This is a genomic window from Enterobacter cloacae complex sp. 385G4 (assembly GCF_057320665.1).
Map to the genome: position 1 here is coordinate 41,762 of NZ_JBXWDD010000006.1, position 19,204 is coordinate 60,965.

Sequence of the window (19,204 nt, forward strand, 5' to 3'; positions counted from 1 at the left end):
ACTTTTTAAGCCGTATAAAAACAGGCTGGGACACTTCACATGAGCGAAAAATACGTCGTCACCTGGGACATGTTGCAGATTCACGCACGCAAACTGGCTGCGCGTCTGATGCCTTCCGAACAGTGGAAAGGCATTATTGCCGTCAGCCGTGGCGGTCTGGTACCGGGGGCGCTGCTGGCACGTGAGCTGGGTATTCGTCATGTCGATACCGTCTGCATCTCCAGCTATGACCATGATAACCAGCGTGAGCTGAAAGTGCTGAAACGCGCTGAAGGCGACGGTGAAGGCTTCATCGTTATCGACGATCTGGTTGACACCGGCGGTACTGCGGTCGCTATTCGCGAAATGTACCCGAAAGCGCACTTCGTGACGATCTTCGCTAAGCCAGCGGGTCGCCCACTGGTTGACGATTACGTCATTGATATCCCACAGGATACCTGGATTGAACAGCCGTGGGATATGGGCGTGGTCTTCGTACCGCCTATTTCAGGCCGTTAATTTCAGTACGTAACTTTACACGCCCGGCTATGCCGGGCGTTGTTCTTTTTATCCCGCCACGCGTTACAATGGGCACTATATGACGTATCCATGGAGGCAACGCAATGACGCAGGCAAATCTCACCGAGACGCTTTTCAAACCCCGTTTCAAACACCCTGAAACGTCGACGCTGGTCCGTCGGTTTAATCCGGGAACCATGCCTGCCGTCCAGTCTGCGTTAGACGGTAAAAACGTGCCCCACTGGTATCGCATGATTAACCGCCTGATGTGGATCTGGCGCGGTATCGATCCCCGTGAAATCCTCGACGTGCAGGCGCGTATCGTAATGAGCGAGTCGGAGCGTACCGACAGCGAGCTCTACGACACGGTGGTTGGCTACCGGGGCGGGAACTGGATCTACGAATGGTCTAAACAGGCGATGCTCTGGCAGCAAAAAGCCAGCCAGGAAGAGGATGCCACGCGCAGCGGCAAGCACTGGCTGCATGCGGCCAACCTCTACGCCATCGCCGCCTATCCGCATTTGAAAGGGGATGAGCTGGCCGAGCAGGCTCAGGCGCTGGCGAATCGTGCCTATGAGGAAGCTGCTCAACGTCTGCCGGGTCAGATGCGCGAGCTTGAGTTCGCCGTTCCGGACGGTGCGCCCGTCACCGGGTTCCTCCACATGCCTGAAGGCGACGGCCCGTTCCCGACCGTGCTAATGTGCGGCGGGCTGGATTCCCTGCAAATCGACTATTACAGCCTGTATGAGCGCTACTTCGCACCAAAAGGGATCGCGATGCTGACGCTCGATATGCCTTCTATTGGATTCTCATCGAAGTGGAAGTTAACGCAGGATTCGAGCCTGCTGCACCAGCATGCGCTTAAAGCGCTGGAAAATGTTCCGTGGGTTGACCACACCCGCGTCGCGGCGTTCGGCTTCCGTTTTGGTGCCAACGTTGCGGTGCGTCTGGCTTACCTTGAATCTTCACGTCTTAAGGCCGTCGCCTGCCTGGGCCCGGTGGTTCACGCCCTGCTCAGCGATCCTGCCCGTCAGGGCAGCGTGCCGGAGATGTATCTGGACGTCCTTGCCAGTCGCCTTGGCATGCATGATGCCTCAGACGAAGCGCTGCGCGTTGAGCTCAATCGCTACTCGTTAAAAACGCAAGGGTTGCTGGGACGCCGCTGCCCGACGCCGATGCTGTCCGGTTTCTGGAAAAACGATCCGTTCAGCCCGGAGGAAGAGTCACGCTTAATCACTTCGTCATCTGCGGATGGCAAATTGCTTGAGGTGCCGTTCAGCCCGGTGTATCAGAATTTTGACAAAGCCTTGAAAGAGATCACGCGCTGGATCGCCCAGAGAGTGTGTTAATAGATTGCTAAATTTCGCTGGTTTGGTAAAACAGTGGCTTCACAAAAGGAGATCGCAATGACGTTACCGAGTGGACACCCGAAAAGTAGGCTGATTAAGAAATTTATGGCTCTCGGCCCGTATATTCGAGAAGAGCAGTGTGAAGAGAATCGCTTTTTTTTCGACTGCCTGGCTGTTTGCGTCAACGTGAAGCCTGCACCCGAAAAACGTGAATTCTGGGGCTGGTGGATGGAAATGGAAGCAGAGGAGAAACGTTTTACGTATAGCTACCAGTTTGGCCTGTTTAATAAAGACGGCAACTGGCAGGCGACCACCATTAAAGATCAGGAAGTGATCGATCGCCTGGAATATACCCTGAAAGAGTTCCACGACAAAGCGAGCGCACTGCTGGCCACCCTGGACCTTAAGTTCGAGCCAGCGGATGATTTTTCCAGCGAAGCGGTGAAGCTGACCGCGTAATGGTTTTCTCCCTCTCCCTGTGGGAGAGGGCCGGGGTGAGGGCATCAGACCGCATTTATCTCGGGCAAAAAAATCCCGGCTTATATGCCGGGATTTTCTTATCTGGATAATCTTAGAACTGATATGTCACACCCAGAGCAACGATATCATCGCTGCTCACGCCCAGCTTATTATCGTCGTCAATCTGGTTGATTTTATAATCAACAAACGCGGACATGTTTTTGTTAAAGTAATACGTGGCGCCCACGTCAATATATTTCACGATATCTTCGTCGCCAATGCCTTCGATATCCTTACCTTTGGACTGTACATAACCCACGGATGGGCGAAGACCAAAGTCAAACTGATATTGTGCAACCACTTCGAAGTTTTGCGCTTTATTTGCAAAACCACCGGAGATAGGGGCCATATTGCGGGTTTCAGAATAAATAGTGGCCAGGTAAATATCGTTCGCGTCGTATTTCAGACCGGTTGCCCAGCCCTCGGCTTTTTTACCTTCACCGCGCGCCTGCAGGTTCTGCGCGTTGGTGCGATCGGAGCTGGCATAAGCACCAATGACGGAGAAATCGCTGCCGCCGAAGTCATAGGCCAGAGACGTACCAAAGCCGTCACCGTTCTGCTTTTTCACGTCGCGGTTTTCGTTTTTGCCCTGGTACTGCAGGGTCATATCAAGACCGTCTACCATGCCAAAGAAGTCGGTATTGCGGTAGGTGGCCAGTCCGGAGGCACGTTTCGTCATGAAGTTGTCGGTCTGTGCCAGGCCGTCACCGCCGAACTCAGGGAACATATCGGTGTATGCCGCGACGTCATAAAGCGCGCCCAGGTTACGGCCGTAATCCAGTGAACCAAAGTCTTTCAGTTTAATACCGGCGAACGCCAGACGTGTTTTCTGCGAGGAGTCGCTTTCAGCTTTGTTTCCTGCGAATTCAGCTTCCCAACGGCCATAGCCCGTCAGCTGATCGTTAATCTGGGTTTCGCCTTTAAAACCGAAACGAACGTAAGTCTGGTCACCATCTTTGGTGTCATCATCACTGATATAGTGCATAGCTTTCACTTTGCCGTACACGTCCAGTTTATTACCGTTTTTATTATAAACTTCTGCTGCGTGAACAGATGCGGAAGCCACCACGCCCATAACCACTAATGCCAGAGTGCTCTTTTTCATTTTCGATCCTGTCTTATAAACGCGCTTTAAAAATTCGCTGGACGATAAGCTGATGCTTAAGTCCCGTGAAAAAACAGGAAGGGTTTTATCGTTCTGGAATGAAACTTTTATGACAAACTAAGAATAATTTTAAAAAACTGTGATTTATTATTACGGTAATAAATTTGTCAAATTCTGCCGCTACGCTTCCTGATCCCGCGCAACAAAGTGCCTGGTGATGCACTAAGGCAGTTGGCAACCGGGCTGACTCCTGTTAAAACGTTCGTTCGACATTACTTTCCCTTATCGTTGAACGGCAGAGAATCATGAGTGACAGCCAGACGCTGGTGGTAAAACTCGGTACCAGTGTGTTAACAGGCGGATCGCGCCGCCTAAATCGCGCCCACATTGTTGAGCTTGTACGCCAGTGCGCTCAGCTGCATGCCGCAGGGCACCGTATTGTGATTGTGACCTCCGGGGCGATTGCCGCCGGGCGTGAACACCTGGGTTATCCCGAACTCCCCGCGACGATCGCCTCTAAACAGCTGCTGGCCGCCGTGGGACAAAGCCGACTCATTCAACTCTGGGAACAGCTGTTCTCTATCTACGGTATTCACGTCGGGCAGATGCTGCTGACGCGTGCGGATATGGAAGACCGGGAGCGTTTCCTGAACGCCCGCGATACCCTGCGCGCGCTGCTGGACAACAATATTGTTCCCGTTATCAACGAAAACGATGCCGTTGCCACCGCTGAAATAAAAGTGGGCGATAACGATAACCTCTCTGCGCTGGCCGCCATTCTGGCCGGGGCCGATAAACTCCTGCTTCTGACCGATCAGCAGGGGCTGTTCACCGCCGACCCGCGCTCCAACCCGGAAGCCGAGCTGATTACCGATGTTCATGGTATCGACGATGCGCTGCGCGCCATCGCCGGTGACAGCGTGTCCGGCCTCGGAACGGGCGGGATGGGGACCAAGCTGCAGGCCGCCGACGTGGCGTGCCGCGCCGGTATCGACACCATCATTGCCGCGGGCAGCCGCCCTGGCGTGATTGGCGACGTGATGGAAGGCATTTCCGTTGGCACCCGCTTCCACGCCCAGGAATCCCCGCTGGAGAACCGCAAGCGCTGGATCTTTGGCGCGCCGCCTGCCGGTGAACTCACCGTTGATGAAGGGGCAACCGCGGCGATTCTGGAACGAGGGAGTTCATTGCTTCCTAAAGGAATTAAAAGCGTGACAGGCAACTTCTCCCGTGGTGAAGTGATCCGCATCCGTAACCTTGAAGGTCGCGACATCGCGCATGGCGTAAGCCGCTATAACAGCGATGCCCTGCGCCGCATTGCGGGCCACCACTCGCAGCAGATCGACGCTATTCTGGGCTATGAATATGGCCCGGTTGCCGTGCATCGCGATGACATGATTATTCGTTAAGGAGCCAGAACATGCTGGAACAAATGGGCGCAGCCGCGAAGGCCGCCTCTTACAAACTGGCGCTCCTTTCCAGCCGCGAGAAAAACCGCGTGCTGGAAAAAATCGCTGATTATCTGGAAGCACAGTCTCAGGACATTTTGCTTGCCAACGAGCAGGATCTGCTGGAAGCGCGTCGAAACGGCCTGAGCGAAGCGATGCTCGACCGCCTGGCGCTGAACCCGGCGCGTCTTAAAAGTATCGCCGACGATGTCCGTCAGGTTTGTAACCTGGCCGACCCGGTAGGACAGGTGATTGACGGTGGGCTGCTCGACAGCGGTTTGCGTCTGGAGCGTCGCCGCGTGCCGCTCGGCGTCATCGGCGTGATTTATGAAGCCCGCCCAAACGTGACGGTTGACGTCGCTTCCCTGTGCCTGAAAACCGGTAATGCCGCCATTTTGCGCGGTGGGAAAGAGACCTGGCGCACCAACGCCGCGACGGTGAAAGTCATCCAGCAGGCGCTGGAAGAGTGCGGCTTGCCGGCGGGGGCCGTGCAGGCGATTGAGAGCCCTGACCGCGCGCTGGTCAACGAGATGCTGCGCATGGACAAATACATCGACATGCTGATCCCACGCGGTGGCGCGGGCCTGCACAAGCTGTGCCGTGAGCAGTCGACCATTCCGGTCATCACGGGCGGCATCGGCGTATGCCATATCGTGGTAGACGACAGCGCCGAAATTGACCCAGCGCTGAAGATTATCGTCAACGCCAAAACCCAGCGTCCAAGCACCTGTAACACCGTGGAAACGCTGCTGGTGCACCAGGGGATTGCGAGTACTTTCCTGCCAGCCCTGAGCAAACAGATGGCGGAGAGTGGGGTGACGCTGCACGCTGATACCAATGCCCTCGCGCTGCTCCAGGGTGGCCCGGCTAGCGTGGTTCCCGTAAAAGCGGAGCAGTACGACGACGAGTTCCTGTCGCTGGATCTGAACGTGAAGGTGGTTGCGGATCTCGACGACGCTATTGCGCACATTCGTGAACACGGCACGCAGCATTCTGACGCGATCCTGACGCGTACGCTGCGCAATGCCGATCGCTTTGTGAATGAAGTGGATTCCTCTGCGGTATATGTGAACGCCTCCACCCGTTTCACGGACGGCGGCCAGTTCGGACTTGGCGCAGAAGTGGCGGTCAGCACGCAGAAACTGCACGCGCGCGGTCCGATGGGCCTTGAAGCGCTGACCACCTATAAGTGGATCGGCTTCGGTGACGATACGATTCGTGCGTAAATAGTTACGGGTGATGCAAAAATAGCCGTTTGATTCAAAAGGGCATTGACGCATCACCCGGTTAGATCTAACCTTTTGCCCCGTGGTTACACTCGTAACCGGCCTCTCAGGGCCGATATAGCTCAGTTGGTAGAGCAGCGCATTCGTAATGCGAAGGTCGTAGGTTCGACTCCTATTATCGGCACTCACACAACAAAATCCTTTAAAAACAATGAATTAAGACGATTGTCGCTCTCAAGGTACAGTCTTTTTTTAAGGGATTCTATGACCAACAGTTGCCGCTATGGTTAACAGTGGCTATTCAGGGAAGTTAGCACGTAGCGGCCTGTAGTTGTAAAGCTCGAACAGGTACAAAGCGTGAACAGTCCCCACGAACCGCTATCAACTCGAAGCTGATGACGCTGCCAACGTCTCTAAAACCTCCCGAAACAGATTGATCACACGCATTTAAGCCCGATGTGTGGCCGTATGAGCCACGTAAACAGGTGAATAGTGGTAAACGTACCTGCACACGACATGCAGGCTCTGCCAGCGTTTCGCTCACGCTCCGAAAGGTACACGAGCACCCTGATAAGGTGTGATCCCTCTGACAATCTGATTTGGTCACTGGTGACTTTCGCAAAGCGGAACCAACTAGGTTGGCCAGATGAAGTCGCTACGCTTGTCTTCTTACCACTAACGGGGCTTTATGGCTTCTATTGTCTGAAATCTGCTACATTGCACAAACATCATATGGATTACTGTAAAGTTCATCATTATGATTATGTGTGCCATTGCCAGTTAAGAAATTCGGAGAGGACAATATGGATGTTACTGATGAGGCTTTGTTGAGTTCTGGCTTTACACCATCGGATCTGAAGAAGATAAAGAACAACGTTGAAAGCTATGGTGGAACGTTGGGGAATGCAATCAGGGACCTGGCCAGGCGATTTATTCTAGCCGTGTGGGTTGTATCCGGTTGCCTTGCTGTATTCATTTTTCTTGTGATGTTCGCATCTGAGCAGAGTGTTTTCTCTGGTGCTATTGGCCTTTCTTGTGGCGCAGCGGTTGCAATTTTTATACAACCGCCTGTACTTGCTTATAAATCTTGGCGATTCTGTAGAGCGAACAAATCTTAATTAGTACTGTTATCAGTAGCCAGAAGATCAAAAATGACTTTCGCTTTGACACCATATCCAGCGATTTTCATCGTTAGCTTAGGCTTGCTCATTGTGTCAACTTTTCGGTAGTAATCACGCGGCAGCCAACGGAATAATCGCCAAGCTCCGGGTTTCCTTGCTAAGCCGAAGATACTATAGACACTCGCCCCTAGAGTCACCGTATTATAAAGAGCTAATCCACTTTTTGGGCTAAACCCCATAAATTGTGCGGTCTCCATTGCGCCATCAGCAAAAATTCCTTCCGACTTGGATTGTTCACCATAGCGAAGATGGCTTGCTTCTTTTGTTATACCGTTAATACCATCAACAAATAAAACTGCTCCTGCAAGAACTCCAACAGGGGTCATAGTGGACATCATAACCATCCCACCAAATAATGCTGCTCCAGATACCACTATATGGATTGCCGAAATAACGTATCCGACGATTTTATTGTTTTCCCTGACAAACTCGACCTTTGCATAAAGTTGGGCGGCTCTGGTTCTTAACAGGCGTTCTTGTTCTTGCAGATTATCTGTTTCGGCACGCAGATTTTTGATGCATGCAATGCATTCTTCATCGGTTTTGGCCCGTCGTGCAGTTTCAAATTCTTTCTCTACGACCTGCCTTATCTCTTCGACAAACTTGATACGTGTTATCCCATCTTGCAAATAGAATGCTGATAGCCGATTTGCAGTTTCGACGAGTTTCCGGGCTTCAAGATTCACCATGGTATCTGACCATGTTCTGTTCCAGCCCCTGTTGAGCAGCGCAATATCCATTAAAGACTCCTTCCCAAAATGTGTCTGGTCATTTTACGTGCAATAAGGTCGAAGATAACAGGAAATACTTTCACAACCCGCCCCCGTGGGTGTCCCGTTGCTTTATCCTTCCAGTTTACATTCTCCTGTTCAAATATCCCCGGCTCTGTTGGTGATCTGCTAGACCGTCAGCCCAGGCCCTCGGTGAAAAGCGTTTTTCTTCGCCAAAAATCGCTACGTGATGCCTTCAGCGACACGCCTCACTGCAACAAGCAGTGCAGTTACACAATGCTGCTTTGGGCTGACGCAAGGGAGATAACTTGATGTTTTGAAGTGCATCTGTTCAATAATCGTACAGTCATTTAACATATTGTATCTTATAAGTACTTGGCTTTTTTGGTCAGGTATTGCTTTTCGGCGCGTTGGCGTGAAGCGGGGTATACAACAGCGATTTGATCAACAGAAGGATAGCATTCGGGAGGATTTGAGGTGAGTTTACTTGTTCAAGGATTTTGGATGAGTTTGTCTGGTCACCCCACAACTTCAGGTTTCAGGCCTTTGATTCTGCCAGAGCATTAAACGCCATAAAAGCATACTTTTCTATTCACCAGCAGATACAAAGCCACTACGGCGACGTTACCACAACGGGTAGAAGGTCTACCCTCACCTGGCGAAATTCTCCCGTCCTGGCGGTCATAGATGCGTATCTTTTTCCACACCAGCGCATGCAGTCCCATCAATCCCTTCTACGCTTCACCAGAAGCCCTCAGCGGCGATTTCTAGCATCAGATATAACTGGCGTACCGATAATCCATGACTTCCCACAGCGCGATACAGGATTCACCAGAGGGCATCTGTCTTGATGACAGTACGTCGTCTTGCCCTTGAATAGCATTAAGTGTCGCCGCATAAGCAACTTAATCCTCGTCATCATTCTGTAATACCCTACGCAGGATTCGGCTCGATTCCAGTATCGGCAGATCTTCCATTAATAACGCCGATCGCGATGGCAATTTATTAAACAAGCGCTCTGTTTGCGAGGCGAGATAGGCCACCAGAGGATGTGCGTCAGGGTCGCCTGAAATCAACTCCACGTTGTATTGCGTGACCGTGCCTTCACCAAAGACCCCCGAGCAGTAGTTGGTCCCTCCCAAGTATCTGAAGTCTTCAATAAAAAAGCTGAACATGCGCATTATTTTGTGAGCATCGCGTTGGTCAGTACGGTTGTCTGCTATCCGAAACAGTATGGTATTACCTTCAATGTCATATTGATAACGAAGGCGGTGCTGCTTAAATAGCAAGATAAGCAGTAAACGATTTATCCTGCTGAACTGTTCCGTCACCCTGACAACGTTGTTAATCATAGTATCTGACCGCTTTTTCATTTTCGCGTGGCGATGCGCCGCGCTTTTGCCGGGCCGAAGCTGTGGCTTTTCGATTCCCTGAAGGAGCTGAGCATCAATGACCCCATGCTCAATGACGTAATGAATATGCTTAATGGCGGGCTCCAGCGCTTCAATGGAAAACAGCTCGGTATAGCCGTCGCCGGCATCAATGCCCGTTTGATATTTGGCCAAAAGAAAATGCAGCATTTTTTCCAGCTTAAAGACCTCGGACTGCGGTAACGCAATGCGGTAAGAATGGGCATAATCCACATCGCCCCAGACACGTTTTAGCGACTGAATTCGGTTATAGATATTATTGGCTTTACCCACTTTCATCATCTTTTTGGCCGGGAAAAGCAATAAATAGAGAAAAGAAGGGGTGTCCATAAAGCGCCTGTGAATGCGGTAACGAAAAAAGCAATGATAGAAGTTTTTTCATGCCAGGCGTAGCGCAGCGTTCACAATGCTGAGCGCTTCATGCTTAAGGCCGGTATAGCCCCTTCAGGCTATACCGCCACTCCCTCCTATCGTGCAATTAACGCAAATACGCCCCAGCCAATATATTCCATTGTGTAAGCCACATGGCGCTTAGGCGCTGCCGTCAGCTCCGTGCGCACCTCCTGTGCAAAATCATCGTCGGGGTTTTGCTCCAGCCAGCGGCGCAGGGTCATCCATTTCGCAGCTTCGTATCTGTCCCAGCCTTCCTGATCTGCCAGCACCATTTCAACCAGGTCATAGCCCTGGCGATCGAAAAACGCGACAAGGTCGGGCAGGGTGAGAAAGTCTGCGGTGGACGAGACGCCGCAAGCCCGAGCCGTCTCCTCCGTTGCGGGAACCTGTCGCCAGTAAGGTTCACCGATGAGCATGATTCCCCCGGGCTTAAGGCTTTGTGCCAGCAGGTCCATTGTCCCGGCGACGCCGCCCGCAATCCATGTGGCGCCAACACAGGCCGCCACGTCGCATTGTTCATCAGCCACGTAGCCTGTCGCGTCGTTATGCACAAAATGGACGCGTTCGCTGACGCCGAGCGCCTCTGCGCGCCGCGTTGCCTGCGCGGTAAAGAGCGGGCTCATGTCGATGCCGGTACCGGTAATCCCGTGATCGCGTGCCCAGGTGCAAAGCATCTCTCCCGAACCGCTGCCGAGATCGAGAAGGCGCGCGCCTGGCTTCATGCGTAACACGCGCCCGAGCGTGGCGTACTTTTCTGGCGTGAAGGGGTTATGAATACGGTGTTCGCTTTCGCTAACAGTAAATATGCGTGGGATATCCATCATCCTCTCCTCAACGATTATCAGGCTGGGCACGGACGTTGTTCAGCCCGGTAGTATTGATACGGTAGGGCTGACCGTTAACGGATTTGATCAGCTTTTTGGTTTTGAGCTTTTTGAAGACGGCGAGCGTGCAGTCGCTGAGCAATAGCCCTTCGCGGCTGTAGCATTCAACGGCAGTGACGCGGCCGGACGTATCGCGGACGTGCACAATACGGCCACCTTTGGCGAGAACGTGTAAGGTACGCTGTTCCTGACGGGATAAATTCATACTGGAAAACCTGTTTAATCATCATGTGCAAAACGTGCAAACACACAGCGGTGTCCGCATTCGATTTCGGCGCATTGATAATCAGTCCGGCCTGAAAAGGTCGGGGAGCTGATTATCGGATGATTACATTCTCCAGCATCAAAGCCTCGGATTGAGTTGAAAGGTATTTACGGGGTGAATGATAACACCCGGTCATTGTATGTATATACCCAGGGGTGAAAAGTGTGATCCCGGTAAGATCACACTGTACCGTTTTTTATATTTTTATCGATTTCAGCCTGTGGCTTTCCGAACAGATAGCCCTGCACGAGATCGCAGCCCAGCGCCTGAAGCCGTTCAAGCTGCGCTTCGGTTTCCACACCTTCTGCAATGACCCGCATATTGAGGCTCTTCGCCATGCCGGTTATCAGTTTAACGATATTAAGCGCATCGTCTTGGGTGGATATCGGATTCACAAAGGATTTATCAATTTTAATTTTATCAAAATTGAGTTCACTCAGCCTCGAGAGCGAGGAATAACCCGTACCGAAATCATCAATGGAGATTTTTACCCCCAGCGATCTGAGCTTTTTGAGAATAGTGAGCGGCGTGTTGCTGTCACAGAAGAGCGAAGACTCCGTAACTTCCAGCTCAAGGCGGCTGGCCGGCAGGCCTGTCTCTTTCAGGATGGACTGAACCATTGCAGTAAATGATTTAGTCCCCAGCTGAACAGGTGAGACGTTTACCGAGATTCTGGCCGGAACCGCCCAGGAAGCTGCCTCCCGGCAGGCAAGTTCAAGCACATTTTTGCCAATCTCATTGATCATCCCTGTTTTTTCAGCAACAGAAATAAAGTAATCAGGCGACAAAATTCCCTTTACCGGGTGTATCCAGCGAATAAGCGCTTCATAGCCATAAATTTCATTGCTGAATGAATCGACAATAGGCTGGTAATAAACAACGAATTCATGGTTGCTGATCGCGAGAGCCATATCATGCTCAAGGGTTCTGCTTTCCTGCAGCCTCTGCAGCATCCACTGACGGAAGACTCTTATCTGCTGTGAGCCCTCTTTTTTGGCTTCGTAGAGGGCCAGATCGGCAAATTTATAGAGATAATCAGAGCGCCGCTCATTATCAGATAAAACGATACCTACACAGGTGGCAATTTTTATCAGCTGGTTATTGATCGTATAGGGCAGACTGATGTGAGCGCTGATCTCTTTGGCGCGCGAAACCGCCGCGTTCTCGGTCAGGCCGCTGGAGAGAAGTGCAAATTCGTCACCGCCCAGGCGGTAAAACGTATCCGTCGCGTTACTCATTGAGGTAAGCCGTCGGGATACCTGATTCAACAGTAAATCGCCGGCGTCATGGCCATAGGTATCGTTGACCTCTTTGAACCGGTCTAGATCAAATAACATCACCGTGACAGGGGTATGGTTTTTATCTGCCTGAAGGGTAATTTTATTGAGATCGTCCCAGAAGAATAGACGGTTTTTCATGCCGGTAAGGGAGTCATGATACACATCATATTCCAGCTTCGAATTCTGTATTTGCAGCGTTTCTTTTGACCGCTGAAGTTCGTCAGCGAGGGTTTTAACCTGCATGTGGGCTTTAAGAATATTTTTATTCTGATAGATCATTAAGAACCCCAGAATAAAGCTTAATATCACCAGAAGTAACGAAAGTACAGAGTAAATATAATATAGGATCTGTATTTTATGGTTGGATTCATTAATTGTGTTAATATCTTTGGTTAATGCGCTTGAAGACAGTTGACTGAGCGGCGCGTCGAGCAGGTGCATATTTGCCAGGTACTTTTTTAATTCTTCATGGCTCATTTTTTCCAGGTTACTGTCCAGATACGCCAGTATTTCTTTCAGGCGTGCAGCGATCTCTTGATGCGTTTTATCGCTCTCAATATAGCGGCCTAAGTCTCCCCCGTTCAGTAACTCGCCCTGGCTGAGCATAATTTCGAGACGCATGCGGGCCTGGTCTATCGTAACGTCATCGGTATCGGTTGCGTATAGACCAAGCCATGATTCAAATCGGTAGTACTCTGATACCAGTTGAGCCACGGACCAGGACTCAGTGTAGTGAGTCAGTTTTTGCAGCTCTTGCTGACGATCGTAAACAAGAAATGCAATATATCCCGTCGTGATAAAAAGAGAAAAAATGATACCAACCAGTATCCTGTTCATTATGTTCTCCTGAACTGCTATTCAATCTTCATTTTGCTAACCTGCCATGCTGAACGCGAGTAATAAATTTGATTATTCAACTCAGGAAGACTGTCATAAGGGTATACAATGAATGATGGGCCTTTATCCCGGATACGCATATATTCGCCATTAATCTTTAAGGCAAGAATAGCGTTATATTTCTTAAAATCGCTGAGAGGAATAGCGGTAGCGTAATCATTAAGGGCAATAACATTAACGACGGAACCCTTTGCTCCAACATAATCCATGAGTTTGTTCATTGGAACACCCTCAAACTTCGTCCTGCCCGTATACCAGGGAGATGTCGTCTCGAAACTCACCATCCCGAGTTTTTCAAGGCTTGCGAGATCAAACACTGCTTTTCCATCTTCGTTAGTATTTTCTATATTCCCGTAAATCGTCAAAATGGGTTTTCCGGCGGGTTTCGGCAGTTCACCCGCCCAGGCTAAACTCTGAACCAGACAGCACACCAGCATTAGGATTAATCGCATTATGGCCTCCACTTTTGCACAGAAGTATATGAATTATAATTTAGTTATCCTACTAGTTTATGTATTTTGTTGAGACGCTACCGTTTTTGGATATGCGTTGCAGGAAACTGCTTTAAAATCATCGAGTTGAAGTGGTTTGGTGTGAGCGGGTTTGACAGCACTGGGAGTGCTTCTTTTTTTAAGTACGCGACCATTATGTGAATAAAGTCGCTTTCGGCTAAAAAACGATCGTTTTTTATTGACGCGCACGAGGCATCGCCCGGGCAGCGTTGCTAACCATAACGTCGGATGCCCCAGACTGCAGGTTACCGGGACAACGACGCCTGGTTATTTTTCGCCAATTTATATGTCGCGCTAATTGTGCCGTTTAATTATCACACTCCGGCGATTTTTTATTCGAGAACGGATAAAAAGGCCATTTTTTTATTTAATTTTTCTGGTTGCCGCTTTTCGTCATGCTGGCAAAAACGCTATCCCGGTAGATCCAGGCATGTACTAATGCAGCAGAAATATGTAATAGCACCACGGCAAAAAGGAGTTTTGCCAGAAGGCTATGCGCATCGTGGCACCAGGCGAAAAGGGTTGGGCTTACTGGCAAAATCGGTGGGAGATTAAATCCCTCGAACATGACGACGGGCAAGCCTGCTGCCGACAGCTGCGCCCAGCCCAAAAATGGCATTGCCAGCATGAGCGCATACAGCAGCCAGTGCGACGCTTTAGCCGCAAGCACTTGCCAGAAGGGTAAATCAGCAGGCAGCCGGGGCGTCTTGCTACGAAGTCGGTTCACCAAACGGAGCAGCGCCAGCAGTAATATGGCAATCCCCAGAGGGCGATGCAGGTCGATAAGCGCAATCCGGTGATGAAGCGTCGTCATCATTGCGGTACCAATAAACAGCATGGCAAGAATCATCGCCGCCATTAGCCAGTGTAGTCCTCTTGCCAGGGCGTTGAAATGCTGCGGCGCTTTTCCATGTTCTTGATTCGGGTTCATTTTACCTCCTGCTTTTCAACAGCTTCGGTGGCTTTGCCGTAACCAATTTCCCGTTCCCGGCGACTAAAGGAGTGTGAATACGCGGCAGAACGCGCGTTTAACACCGGATCGTCAGACACGTTCACACCCGAAGGAACCGTCGAGGGGTCGAAGTTAACGTCGCGGCACGGACCGTCAGCCTGGGCTTCGACGCGCGCCACTTCCAGCGTACCGGCCACGATCTGCCTGCGATCGTTAGGCCACGGCCGGGAAGGGTCATCCACCGGATCGCCCGGCTGGGCGAGTTGCAGAACAAAATCCCAGTAGAGAGGCTTCTGAGCAAGCCTCTGGCTGACGCCCTCGAACATGATGTTGCGATCGGCCTTCTGGCGCTGCTCCTCGCTCAGCGACACAAAAGGATCGTGCGGGCGCATCATCCAGCGTACCGCCTGGCGATTTCCGAGACCGTCCACGAGGTAAAAGGCGTTAATGCTGTAGAACGTTGCGCCGGCAAAGCTCCCGGGGGCGGGCTTTTGTGCCGCCCATTTGAGGTATTTCTCTGCTTCCGGATAGGCTTTTAAGAATGCCGCGAGGCGCTGTGGATCCGGCTTGCCGGTGGCCGGGTCTGGCGCGGTTGCCTGGTGCAGCGCCAGAAATCCTTCAGGGTCCCGGGTCGCAAAGAAGGGTTCGTTGTTCATTGCCATACGCCACTGCTGGTTATCGTCTGTTCTGAACATCAGGGCCATGCTCAGGGTTTTCGTTGAGCTATCCGCCGCGTGGGGGTCGCCAGTGCCGATGGAAAACCGTCCGACAACAGGGGTATGCTGCTGGGAAAAAAGGCGCGCGGTTGACAAAGACGTTGCTGAACCGGCTGGAATGAAGTTTCCCGTAAAACACATTCCTTTGCCGTGTGCCCGGCGAAATCCGGGAGGAAACGGCGTTGGTGTTTCCGAGACTAATGCCTGACTGGTGGTGCGAGAACCGATCCAACCCGCCGTCCACGCAAATGCGGATGCTATCGCGCCCACGATCGCGGCGATGATGGCCAGCGCTCCCCAGGATTTTTTGGATCGTAAATCCACATTAGACATAGACGTTTTTCCAGTGTGAAAGAATAATACCTGTCACGCGCACGAACATCGGCGAGCCACGCATCAATACAGGGATAAAGTTGAGGCGATTATTTTTTTATAATCGCGGTAATATGCCAGAGGATATTTTTATGATGAGGCGATTATAGACGCGCTAAAGAATAATAGACTGAAAAGCCACTATTTTTATAACGTGCGTTTTACGCTCTGAAAAGAGTATATAAGGTAAACTTTATTAAAAAAGAATATCACGAAAAGTTTATAATTTTTGATGCCAGATATTTTCGCGTTCGCCACCCGGCGGGCGGTCTAGCCCGCCTCCAGCATCCCAAAACTCACAATTCGCGAGCGTCCCAGCTCTTTCGCCCGGTACAGTGCCACGTCCGCGGCGCGCAGCAGGTTGTCACTTTGAGCATGCTCTGGATAGCTGGCGATACCAATTGACACATCCACCGGCCCAATCTCGGTCAGCCCGTAGCGAAGCGATAGCGCATGCACGCCGTTGTAAATCTTCTGCGCGCAGGCGTGCGCTTCTGCTTCACCGGCCCCGGGAAGCAGAACCAGAAACTCCTCGCCCCCGTAGCGGAATGCCAGCCCGCCGTCGTGCGCGGCCCGCTGAACAATCGTCGCCACGTTTTTGATTACCTGATCGCCAGCCTCGTGACCAAAGCGGTCGTTAATGCTTTTAAAGTGATCGATGTCGATCATCATGCAGCTTAACGGCTCGCCGTTGCGCATGGCCTGCGTCATTTGCGTGTGCAGGGTGTCTTCCAGATGATGACGATTACGCAGGCCAGTAAGCGGGTCAAACAAGGCTTTTTCCAGCAGCGCGTCGCGCAGGCGCTGATTCGCCAGCGCCAGTCCGAGCGCCTCGGCCATCAGTTCCAGATACGCGCGTGCGGGAGCATTTTCCGGGGTGATGTTCTGGAACGAGAGCAACCCAATGGCCTCGCCCTGGGCGATAAGCGGTACGCACAGCGCGCTTTCCGCCTGTGATTCCGGGAGATGATAGCAGGCGACATCCGGTTCACCGTTAACCGGCGGGTGGCTCTGACCGCGACGCACGGCCCAGCACGCATCGGGGTGGAACGTGGCCTCATCATCTGCCGGTGAAAGCCACTGGGCGACGCAGCGCATTTGCCACGGATCGCGGTCAAAAACGTAGAGCCGGCCTGCTATCCCCGGCGCGATATTGGGCGCAAACAGCTCCGCCACGTTAATCACGTCGTCAAAGTTTTCACATCCCTGCAGCCGCTGGGTCATGCGCGCCAGCAGCTCGCGGATGGCCCAGTCGGCGTCGCGCTCTTTTTCCAGACGCTGTCGCGCAAGGCCGTTTTCACGAAAGATGCGGATGGCCTGGGCCATATCGCCAATCTCATCAATCTGGTTAAAGTTAGGCGTTTCAACCGCGAAGTCCTGAGAGGCCAGACGGTGAACCACGTCGCTCAGGCGTACCACCGGGCGCAGCACGCGGCGTTTTAATATAAAGCCGAGCACAAACAAGAACAGCAGGGCGGTCAGGCCAACCATCACTTCAGAAGCCGTACGCAGCGCTTTCGATTTTTTCGTCGCCTCCCGCACGGAGGCAATGACACGTTTGTCGAGTATCTGGCGAAAGCGTTCGATTTGGGTTTGTGCGCGCTCAAGCTCCTGCTCGTAGGGCATGCCATAGAGCAGGGCAACGGCCTGCGCATCTTCACCCCGGGCCACGCTCGTCAGTGCCGCCTGCTGCTCATCCTGCAGTGCATCAATGATTTTTAAACCATCATGCAGCAGGGCCAGCTCGTCATCTGAAGCGCCGGTGTCCTGCAGTTTCTCCAGCTTCAGCTCGATGCTCTTCAGTTTTTGCTCTGACGCATTGTACTCATCCAGGATTTGCGGATTTTTTTTGATGACATACAGGCGCGCTAAATCGGACTGTATCCAGGCGTCGGTTTCAATATTTTCTGTAAGCTCATCAAAACGCTGGCGTTGTTCAATGGCCTGACGTTCGGCGTTGTCAGCACCGGAGGCCATCAGCATGATAATGCCGGAGGCGATAGTCAGGCAGACCGTGGCACCGTAGGCCCAGTTGGTTATTGTCGCGATTCGCACCTGGAGATCCTTTTACCGCATAAAGAGGATGGCGTTCTTCAAATTATAGAAAACGTATGATTTAAGGCGAAAAAAAAGGCGGCACAGCGCCGCCTGATGTGGTCGTTATCGTCACGTCACTACAAATCTGGAGAGTTTTTTCCCTCTTCGATGAACTCAGCGTCCAGCTCTTCGGCATTCCCCGCGTGATCGCGGCCGGAGAAGAGGTTCCAGCAGGCGATAAACAGCGCGGCGATGAGCGGCCCAATCACAAAGCCGTTAATGCCGTACAGCTCCATGCCGCCGAGGGTGGAGATCAGAATCAGGTAGTCCGGCATTTTGGTGTCTTTCCCCACCAGCAGCGGGCGCAGGATATTGTCCACCAGCCCGACAATAATCACGAAGAAGCCAACAATAAACAGCCCCTGCCAGAGCTGGTGCGTGGCGAACAGGTAAATGGCGGCTGGCACCCAGACAATCGCCGAGCCGACGGCGGGGACCAGCGAGAGGAACGCCATCAGCGCGCCCCAGAGCACGCTGCCGTCGATGCCCACGATGGCAAACGCGATCCCGCCGAGCGTGCCCTGAACGACGGCCACCACTGCCGTCCCTTTCACCGTCGCCCGGGAGACGCCGACAAACTTGGCGAACAGGTGCTGTTTAACAAAATCAGACAGCGGCAGTGAGTCGAGGATCTGGCGTACCAGATACGGTCCATCCTTCAGCAGGAAGAACAACAGATAAAGCATGATGCCGAAGCTAATCGCAAAGCCAAACGTGCCTTTGCCGATCAGGAACGCGCTGCCTGCCAGATACTGCCCGCCCTGCAGCGCAACGTCGGAGAGTTTTTTCTGGATCTGCGCCGCGTTGGTCAGGTTGTGATCCGCCAGGAAGCCGCTGGCCCAGTCCGGCAAGTGGTTGAAGATGCTCGCCACTACCTCCGGGAATTGGGTGTTGTTCTCCTGAAGCTTCGTGTAAACCACGTTCAACTCAATGGCGAGCGAGGAGAGGATCACCATCAGCGGGATAAAGACGATCAGGCAGATAATGCCAATCGTCAGCAGCGAGGCCAGCCCGTTGCGATCCCCCAGCGCGGCGCGCAATTTGTTTTTTACCGGGTTGAAAATGACGGTCAGAATAGCGGCCCACAGTATCGCGGAGAAGTAGGGCGACAGCACGTCGAAGAAGGCCCAGGTCACAAGGGCGAGAATGAAAATAAAGAAACCTTTGGTCAGTCCGTTAAAGCGCATCAGTCAGTCCTGGTTACTAAGAAACTGTGACGACTATAGAACCGATTGCGAGAATTACCAACCCGGCGGTCAGTTCAGCAATATCGCAGTGTGAATTTGCGCTTCACGGATAGCACTTTCGACTGACCGAAGATCGCACGCTCCCGCACCATGCTGTTAGTA

General features: G+C 52.2%; 17 protein-coding genes and 1 tRNA gene. 7 read left to right on the top strand and 11 right to left on the bottom strand.

From position 1 onward, the window contains the following. Window positions 1-39 precede the first annotated feature (39 nt). The 3 genes from gpt (at window position 40) to crl (ending at window position 2,306) form a co-directional block, all read left to right on the top strand. A complete protein-coding gene (gene gpt / locus AC2FAJ_RS16055) occupies window positions 40-498 on the top strand; it encodes a xanthine phosphoribosyltransferase (RefSeq protein ID WP_003863205.1) in 459 nt (152 codons plus the stop codon). 104 nt (window positions 499-602) lie between these two features. Next, window positions 603-1,847: an esterase FrsA gene (gene frsA, locus AC2FAJ_RS16060; protein WP_485454312.1), complete on the top strand. Its 1,245-nt coding sequence runs from the start codon at window positions 603-605 to the stop codon at window positions 1,845-1,847. A 57-nt stretch (window positions 1,848-1,904) separates the two neighbouring features. Then, window positions 1,905-2,306, top strand: coding sequence for a sigma factor-binding protein Crl (gene crl, locus AC2FAJ_RS16065; protein ID WP_008500249.1), 402 nt, complete (start codon window positions 1,905-1,907; stop codon window positions 2,304-2,306). A gap of 112 nt (window positions 2,307-2,418) precedes the next feature. Here crl and phoE read toward each other — a convergent pair whose 3' ends face one another. Then, window positions 2,419-3,471, bottom strand: coding sequence for a phosphoporin PhoE (gene phoE / locus AC2FAJ_RS16070; protein WP_028012086.1), 1,053 nt, complete (start codon window positions 3,469-3,471; stop codon window positions 2,419-2,421). A 305-nt stretch (window positions 3,472-3,776) separates the two neighbouring features. On the opposite strand from phoE, the gene proB reads away from it, so the two are divergent. From proB to AC2FAJ_RS16090, 4 genes are all read left to right on the top strand, one after another. Then, a complete protein-coding gene (gene proB / locus AC2FAJ_RS16075; RefSeq protein ID WP_014882684.1) occupies window positions 3,777-4,880 on the top strand; it encodes a glutamate 5-kinase in 1,104 nt (367 codons plus the stop codon). Between the two features lie 11 nt (window positions 4,881-4,891). Beyond that, window positions 4,892-6,145 carry a glutamate-5-semialdehyde dehydrogenase gene (gene proA / locus AC2FAJ_RS16080; protein ID WP_041911131.1) on the top strand — a complete coding sequence of 418 codons (1,254 nt, stop codon included), beginning with the start codon at window positions 4,892-4,894 and terminating at the stop codon, window positions 6,143-6,145. 111 nt (window positions 6,146-6,256) lie between these two features. Beyond that, window positions 6,257-6,329, top strand: a tRNA-Thr gene (locus tag AC2FAJ_RS16085). A 619-nt stretch (window positions 6,330-6,948) separates the two neighbouring features. Then, window positions 6,949-7,263, top strand: coding sequence for a hypothetical protein (locus tag AC2FAJ_RS16090; protein ID WP_015673660.1), 315 nt, complete (start codon window positions 6,949-6,951; stop codon window positions 7,261-7,263). On the opposite strand, the gene AC2FAJ_RS16095 is transcribed toward AC2FAJ_RS16090, so the two are convergent. The 10 genes from AC2FAJ_RS16095 to AC2FAJ_RS16140 form a co-directional block, all read right to left on the bottom strand. Further along, window positions 7,260-8,066 carry a DUF4225 domain-containing protein gene (locus AC2FAJ_RS16095; protein ID WP_023306876.1) on the bottom strand — a complete coding sequence of 269 codons (807 nt, stop codon included), beginning with the start codon at window positions 8,064-8,066 and terminating at the stop codon, window positions 7,260-7,262. The two genes, AC2FAJ_RS16090 and AC2FAJ_RS16095, sit on opposite strands and share 4 nt — an antisense overlap. A gap of 896 nt (window positions 8,067-8,962) precedes the next feature. Then, entirely contained in the window at window positions 8,963-9,817 is an 855-nt protein-coding gene (locus AC2FAJ_RS16100; protein WP_041911128.1) for a GIY-YIG nuclease family protein, read from the bottom strand. A 137-nt stretch (window positions 9,818-9,954) separates the two neighbouring features. After that, window positions 9,955-10,701 carry an SAM-dependent methyltransferase gene (locus AC2FAJ_RS16105; RefSeq protein ID WP_485454337.1) on the bottom strand — a complete coding sequence of 249 codons (747 nt, stop codon included), beginning with the start codon at window positions 10,699-10,701 and terminating at the stop codon, window positions 9,955-9,957. A gap of 10 nt (window positions 10,702-10,711) precedes the next feature. Next, entirely contained in the window at window positions 10,712-10,969 is a 258-nt protein-coding gene (locus AC2FAJ_RS16110; RefSeq protein WP_028012097.1) for a YjhX family toxin, read from the bottom strand. Between the two features lie 239 nt (window positions 10,970-11,208). Next, on the bottom strand, window positions 11,209-13,146 hold the full coding sequence (locus tag AC2FAJ_RS16115; protein WP_485454313.1) for a putative bifunctional diguanylate cyclase/phosphodiesterase: 1,938 nt from the start codon (window positions 13,144-13,146) through the stop codon (window positions 11,209-11,211). 17 nt (window positions 13,147-13,163) lie between these two features. Beyond that, window positions 13,164-13,658, bottom strand: coding sequence for a putative pterin-binding protein (locus AC2FAJ_RS16120; protein ID WP_028012099.1), 495 nt, complete (start codon window positions 13,656-13,658; stop codon window positions 13,164-13,166). Window positions 13,659-14,085: 427 nt separating this feature from the next. Continuing rightward, window positions 14,086-14,649, bottom strand: a complete 564-nt coding sequence (locus AC2FAJ_RS16125; RefSeq protein ID WP_041911125.1) for a cytochrome b — start codon at window positions 14,647-14,649, stop codon at window positions 14,086-14,088. Next, window positions 14,646-15,719 carry a catalase family peroxidase gene (locus tag AC2FAJ_RS16130; protein WP_222567749.1) on the bottom strand — a complete coding sequence of 358 codons (1,074 nt, stop codon included), beginning with the start codon at window positions 15,717-15,719 and terminating at the stop codon, window positions 14,646-14,648. The genes AC2FAJ_RS16125 and AC2FAJ_RS16130 overlap by 4 nt, the downstream gene beginning before the upstream one ends. A gap of 309 nt (window positions 15,720-16,028) precedes the next feature. Beyond that, a complete protein-coding gene (locus tag AC2FAJ_RS16135; RefSeq protein WP_485454314.1) occupies window positions 16,029-17,813 on the bottom strand; it encodes a diguanylate cyclase in 1,785 nt (594 codons plus the stop codon). A 119-nt stretch (window positions 17,814-17,932) separates the two neighbouring features. Continuing rightward, window positions 17,933-19,042 carry an AI-2E family transporter gene (locus AC2FAJ_RS16140; RefSeq protein WP_028012104.1) on the bottom strand — a complete coding sequence of 370 codons (1,110 nt, stop codon included), beginning with the start codon at window positions 19,040-19,042 and terminating at the stop codon, window positions 17,933-17,935. Window positions 19,043-19,204: the final 162 nt, after the last annotated feature.

What these genes read in the sequence shown, in the direction of transcription:
- gpt (WP_003863205.1), top strand. Translation starts at nt 40, where the DNA reads ATGAGCGAAAAATACGTCGTCACCTGGGACATGTTGCAGATTCACGCA.
- frsA (WP_485454312.1), top strand. Translation starts at nt 603, where the DNA reads ATGACGCAGGCAAATCTCACCGAGACGCTTTTCAAACCCCGTTTCAAA.
- crl (WP_008500249.1), top strand. Translation starts at nt 1,905, where the DNA reads ATGACGTTACCGAGTGGACACCCGAAAAGTAGGCTGATTAAGAAATTT.
- phoE (WP_028012086.1), bottom strand. Translation starts at nt 3,471, where the DNA reads ATGAAAAAGAGCACTCTGGCATTAGTGGTTATGGGCGTGGTGGCTTCC.
- proB (WP_014882684.1), top strand. Translation starts at nt 3,777, where the DNA reads ATGAGTGACAGCCAGACGCTGGTGGTAAAACTCGGTACCAGTGTGTTA.
- proA (WP_041911131.1), top strand. Translation starts at nt 4,892, where the DNA reads ATGCTGGAACAAATGGGCGCAGCCGCGAAGGCCGCCTCTTACAAACTG.
- AC2FAJ_RS16090 (WP_015673660.1), top strand. Translation starts at nt 6,949, where the DNA reads ATGGATGTTACTGATGAGGCTTTGTTGAGTTCTGGCTTTACACCATCG.
- AC2FAJ_RS16095 (WP_023306876.1), bottom strand. Translation starts at nt 8,066, where the DNA reads ATGGATATTGCGCTGCTCAACAGGGGCTGGAACAGAACATGGTCAGAT.
- AC2FAJ_RS16100 (WP_041911128.1), bottom strand. Translation starts at nt 9,817, where the DNA reads ATGGACACCCCTTCTTTTCTCTATTTATTGCTTTTCCCGGCCAAAAAG.
- AC2FAJ_RS16105 (WP_485454337.1), bottom strand. Translation starts at nt 10,701, where the DNA reads ATGGATATCCCACGCATATTTACTGTTAGCGAAAGCGAACACCGTATT.
- AC2FAJ_RS16110 (WP_028012097.1), bottom strand. Translation starts at nt 10,969, where the DNA reads ATGAATTTATCCCGTCAGGAACAGCGTACCTTACACGTTCTCGCCAAA.
- AC2FAJ_RS16115 (WP_485454313.1), bottom strand. Translation starts at nt 13,146, where the DNA reads ATGAACAGGATACTGGTTGGTATCATTTTTTCTCTTTTTATCACGACG.
- AC2FAJ_RS16120 (WP_028012099.1), bottom strand. Translation starts at nt 13,658, where the DNA reads ATGCGATTAATCCTAATGCTGGTGTGCTGTCTGGTTCAGAGTTTAGCC.
- AC2FAJ_RS16125 (WP_041911125.1), bottom strand. Translation starts at nt 14,649, where the DNA reads ATGAACCCGAATCAAGAACATGGAAAAGCGCCGCAGCATTTCAACGCC.
- AC2FAJ_RS16130 (WP_222567749.1), bottom strand. Translation starts at nt 15,719, where the DNA reads ATGTCTAATGTGGATTTACGATCCAAAAAATCCTGGGGAGCGCTGGCC.
- AC2FAJ_RS16140 (WP_028012104.1), bottom strand. Translation starts at nt 19,042, where the DNA reads ATGCGCTTTAACGGACTGACCAAAGGTTTCTTTATTTTCATTCTCGCC.